The following is a 4148-nucleotide window of genomic DNA, read 5'->3' as shown; positions in this document are numbered from 1 at the left end:
TTCGGGCTGGGCGGGCGGGTCCGAGGGGCCTGTCCGGGGCGGTTGATCCTTCCACAGCGGCAACGAGACGAAGCGCCCCGCGGTTCCAGGGCCTATATGATGCGAGGACCCTGTTCTACTCAGCTCCATATGTGTCGGAAGAAACCGGCCTTCTGGAGCGCGTCGGGGCGTGATATCTGCGGGGCCTTTCCATTTGCTGCGATGGTGGAGGTAGAAGGACCGCGCTCCGATCCCGGCGCAAAGATCGATGACACGCCGCCGCGGGTCCCGGCGTCGTTCGCCAGACCCGCGGCCAGGCCAGTCGGTGAAGAAGGCTCCAGCGGCGCCGTTCACGTGGTTGGCGCCCTTGTGCCAATGGTCCAGCACGAATTCCCGCTCATTGTCGGACAGCTGTTTGTTCTGCAGCAGGGTTCCGCCTCGGCGTGTGCCTTCGCCGGAGCCTTGGTCAACTTCGCCATTTCATATCCCTTCGCGGAAGTGCGCTTCGGTCGCGCATGCGGCCGAAGACGCCAGGCGGCGGGCCGGGCATCAGGAGGGCAGGGGGAACTCGGGCTGGGGCTCCCACCCGGGCCAGGCCCGGGCGGCGCTTGCGCCGGTCTGCAAGCTCCTCTTGGGGCGAAGACTGGGGTGCCTCGATTTCCCCTTGCCGCACCGAAACCGGAACAGGTGTCCAGGCCCGCGCGCGGGCTTGTGGCGCTGCCGGCGCCGTGCGCCGGCCTGGCTCGGCGGCCGAAGGCGGCCGAGCGGATATGAGGGATCCCGGGACGGGTGAGTATAGCGACGGCGGAGCCGGCACCCGGCCCGAGCGCCGTGCGTGGAGGGGCGGAAATAGGCCTCTCTGGGCGGTTGAGGATGCCGACGGCGAAGCCGGAACCCAACCAGTGTGGCCCTGCACCGTTCGCTGCATATGGAATGCGATCGGGATCGTCACCCGGAGGGCCGAGACGCCGTCAGCGGCTCGGTGATGCTTAGCGCCGGTCGCGCTTGCCCAACAGAGCCCGGGTCCGACCTGGTTCGGGGATCGCCCTGGTCCGCCTTCGGTAACCCCTAGCCGGCATCACCGGTGGCGTTTTGCAGAGCGACGGTCAGGTCCCCAGCCTCATATGGCTTAAGAAGGAGGACCGATCTTTCCACGCCGAACTGCAAATGATCGTCTACGCCAGCCAACCCGCTGCAATAGATGACCCGCACGGCCGGGTGGGTGATTCTAGTCTGCTTGGCGACATGCCATCCCGATACGCCGGCGCCAAGATTGATGTCGGTAAACAGCAGATGCAGCTCAGGTGTCGCGATGGCCAGAGAAAGCGCCTCTTCGCCGGTCTGGGCGACAACGACCGTGTAGCCCAGCTCGCGTAGGATCATCTCCGTCGTTGCCCGCAAAATGGGCTCGTCCTCGACAACGAGCACGGTGCGCATAGTCACTTCCTGTCTCTATGATACGTAGGCAACGCGACCGCCACGAGCGCGGTTCCGACAAAGACCATGCTCAATAGGCTTCGCCGGAGATGACATCATCATCGGCGGCGGCGGGGCGGATGTGCTGCAGGGTGGTGCCGGGAACGATCTGGCCGACTACGAAACCTCCGGTGCAGGAGTGACCGTCAGCCTGGCCGCCGGCACCGGCAGCGGCGGCGATGCCCAGGGCGACACGCTGTCTGGCATCGAGGGCATCTTCGGTTCCGCCTTCAACGACGTCCTCACCGGCGATGCCGGGGCAAACACGATCAGCGGCAGCGCTGGCGACGATGTGCTCAGCGGCGGACCCGGCGTCGACCGCCTCTCGGGCGGTGCCGGCAACGACACCATCACCTTCGGCACCTCATCCGCCGGCGTGCAGATCGACCTGATCACAGGCACCGGCCATGGCGGCGACGCCGAGGGCGACCTCTACCTCTCGATCGAGAATGTCGCCGGCTCTGCCTTCGCCGACAAGCTGACCGGCGATGCCGGGGCCAATGTGCTGCTGGGCGGCGCCGGCAATGACGTGCTGCATGGCGGCGCCGGGGCGGACACGCTGGACGGCGGCGACGGCTCCGACTTCGCCAATTATCAGGGCTCCGCGGCGGGCGTGACGATCGACCTGCTGGCCCCCACCGCCTCGTGCGGCGATGCCACGGGCGACGTGCTGACCAATATCGGGAACCTGTATGGCTCGAGCTTCGAGGACCACCTGACCGGCGACAACGGCGCCACATCCTCGGCGGCGAACTCGGCGACGACCTGCTGGTCGGCAATGGCGGCAACGACATCCTCTCGGGCGAGGGAGGCAGCGACCATCTCTTGGGCGGCGACGGCGCCGACCGCATCGTCGGCGGCGACGGTGCCGACGCCATCGATGGCGGCAACGACAATGACTCGATCGATGCCGGCACTGGCAATGATTTGGTCTTCGGTGAGGCCGGCAACGACACCATCTATGGCGGCGACGGCGATGACCAGCTCAGCGGCGGCGACGGCAACGACCTGCTCGTCGGCGGCGCCGGGGCCGATGCCCTGTCCGGCGACGGCGGCGCCAACACCGCCGGCTATGTCGGATCGGCCGCGGGCGTGACGGTCAGCCTGGCGACCGGCACCGGCCATGGCGGCGACGCCGAGGGCGACACCCTGAACGGGATCGAGAACATCTATGGCTCCGACCACAACGACGTGCTGACCGGCAATGCAGTGGCCAACACCCTGTCGGGCGGCGCCGGCGACGACGTGCTCACCGGCGGCGTCGGAGCGGACCTGCTGAAGGGTGGCACGGGCAACGACATCTTCATCTACAACAGCATCGCCGACAGCACGGCGGCGCCGGCCGGCAAAGACGTGATCACCGACTTCACCACCGGCGACAAGATCGACCTGTCGGCGATCGATGGCGACGGCAATGACGCCAATGGCAGCACCGCCTTCAGCTTCGACACCGGCGGCTTCAGCGGCCATGCCGGCGAGGTCCGGATCGTCGATTTCCACAACGGCCTCCAGGGCGTCTATCTCGACACCAACGGCGACAAGACGCCTGATGCGATCATCAACGTGATTTCCGACCACGCCCTGACCGCGAGCGATTTCGTGCTCTGACGGCGCGGCGTCGCCGTTACATGGCGCGGCCGGCCACCACCGGCACCCGTGGCTCGTTCAGCATCGAACCCGGCCCCTGTGATTTCTATGACATCGTTTGAATCTATGTTGGATCGGTGACGCGTCCTTCAGGAGGATGAGTCTATCATCCGACCCGGACGCGATATCGGCCCGGCGGCGACGTGGCCCCGACAACCAGAGTGGAACAGTATCATGGCACTCGGATTCTTCATGGTCCCGCCCGGCTACGCCGGCCCGGTCCCGCCGGGGTACACACTGCTCGTCTACACCAACACCCAGACCACCTACACCGGCAACGACGACGACATCGCCATCGGCAGCGACATCGGGGCGAATTTGTCTCCCGAAGGCGGCTACGACATCCTCGACTACTCCGGCTTCGGCCGGGGTATCAGGATCGATGAGTTCGAGGGGACGGTGCGAGATGCCAACGGCATCATCGCCCGGTCCAACTCCAACCCGGGCCGTGGCTTCGAGGAGTTCCGGGGCACGGCCTTCGACGACGTGATGATCACGAGGGCCAGCGACGCCATGGCGCTGCACGGCAACGGCGGGAACGACACGCTGGTCGGGGGCGCGAATGCCGAGCTGCTGGACGGCGGTGCCGACATCGACACCGCCAGCTACACGAACTCCGCGGTGGCGGTGACGGTCGACCTGCGGCTTTCCGGCGCCCAGGTCTCGGCCGGCGACGCCAATGGCGACACCCTGACCGGGATCGAGAATCTGACCGGGTCGGCCTTCGCAGATTCGCTGCACGGCGATGCCGGCGACAACATCCTCATCGGCGGGGCCGGGGCTGACGTGCTGGTCGGCGGTGCCGGCATCGACACCGCCGACTATTCGGGGTCGCCGGCAGGGGTGACGGTCGACCTGGTGCTCGGCACCGGCCATGGCGGCGACGCCGAGGGCGACACGCTGGCGACGATCGAGAACATCACCGGCTCGGCCTTCGCCGACAAGCTGACCGGCGATGGCAATGCCAATGTGCTGCTGGGCGGCGCCGGGGACGACGTGCTGCATGGCGGCGCCGGGGCCGACACGCTGGACGGAGGCGCCGGCTC

3 protein-coding genes and 2 pseudogenes are annotated in these 4148 nt (G+C 67.3%); 4 read left to right on the top strand and 1 reads right to left on the bottom strand.

Annotated elements, in window-relative coordinates:
* Positions 1 to 1047: 1047 nt before the first annotated feature.
* Positions 1048 to 1416 (bottom strand): response regulator, encoded by a 369-nt coding sequence (locus AC3XYG_RS12055; RefSeq protein WP_489140074.1) that lies wholly within the window; start codon positions 1414 to 1416, stop codon positions 1048 to 1050.
* Positions 1417 to 1489: 73 nt separating this feature from the next.
* Between AC3XYG_RS12055 and AC3XYG_RS12050 the strand changes: the two are divergent.
* From AC3XYG_RS12050 to AC3XYG_RS12035, 4 genes and pseudogenes are all read left to right on the top strand, one after another.
* Positions 1490 to 2029, top strand: a pseudogene (locus tag AC3XYG_RS12050) (calcium-binding protein); the annotation flags it as partial.
* A gap of 71 nt (positions 2030 to 2100) precedes the next feature.
* Positions 2101 to 2472, top strand: a pseudogene (locus tag AC3XYG_RS12045) (calcium-binding protein); the annotation flags it as partial.
* 75 nt (positions 2473 to 2547) lie between these two features.
* The gene (locus tag AC3XYG_RS12040; protein ID WP_489140075.1) at positions 2548 to 3063 is read left to right on the top strand and encodes a M10 family metallopeptidase C-terminal domain-containing protein; all 516 of its coding nucleotides are present in this window, start codon (positions 2548 to 2550) and stop codon (positions 3061 to 3063) included.
* Between the two features lie 213 nt (positions 3064 to 3276).
* Positions 3277 to 4148: calcium-binding protein (locus AC3XYG_RS12035; protein ID WP_489140073.1), on the top strand; the 872-nt coding region annotated here is incomplete at its 3' end.

The organism is Inquilinus sp. (assembly GCF_057815775.1).
This window is presented reverse-complemented; position numbering and strand designations above follow the sequence as displayed.

Coding starts and splice junctions, on each gene's coding strand:
- AC3XYG_RS12055 (WP_489140074.1), bottom strand. CDS start 1,416: ATGCGCACCGTGCTCGTTGTCGAGGACGAGCCCATTTTGCGGGCAACG.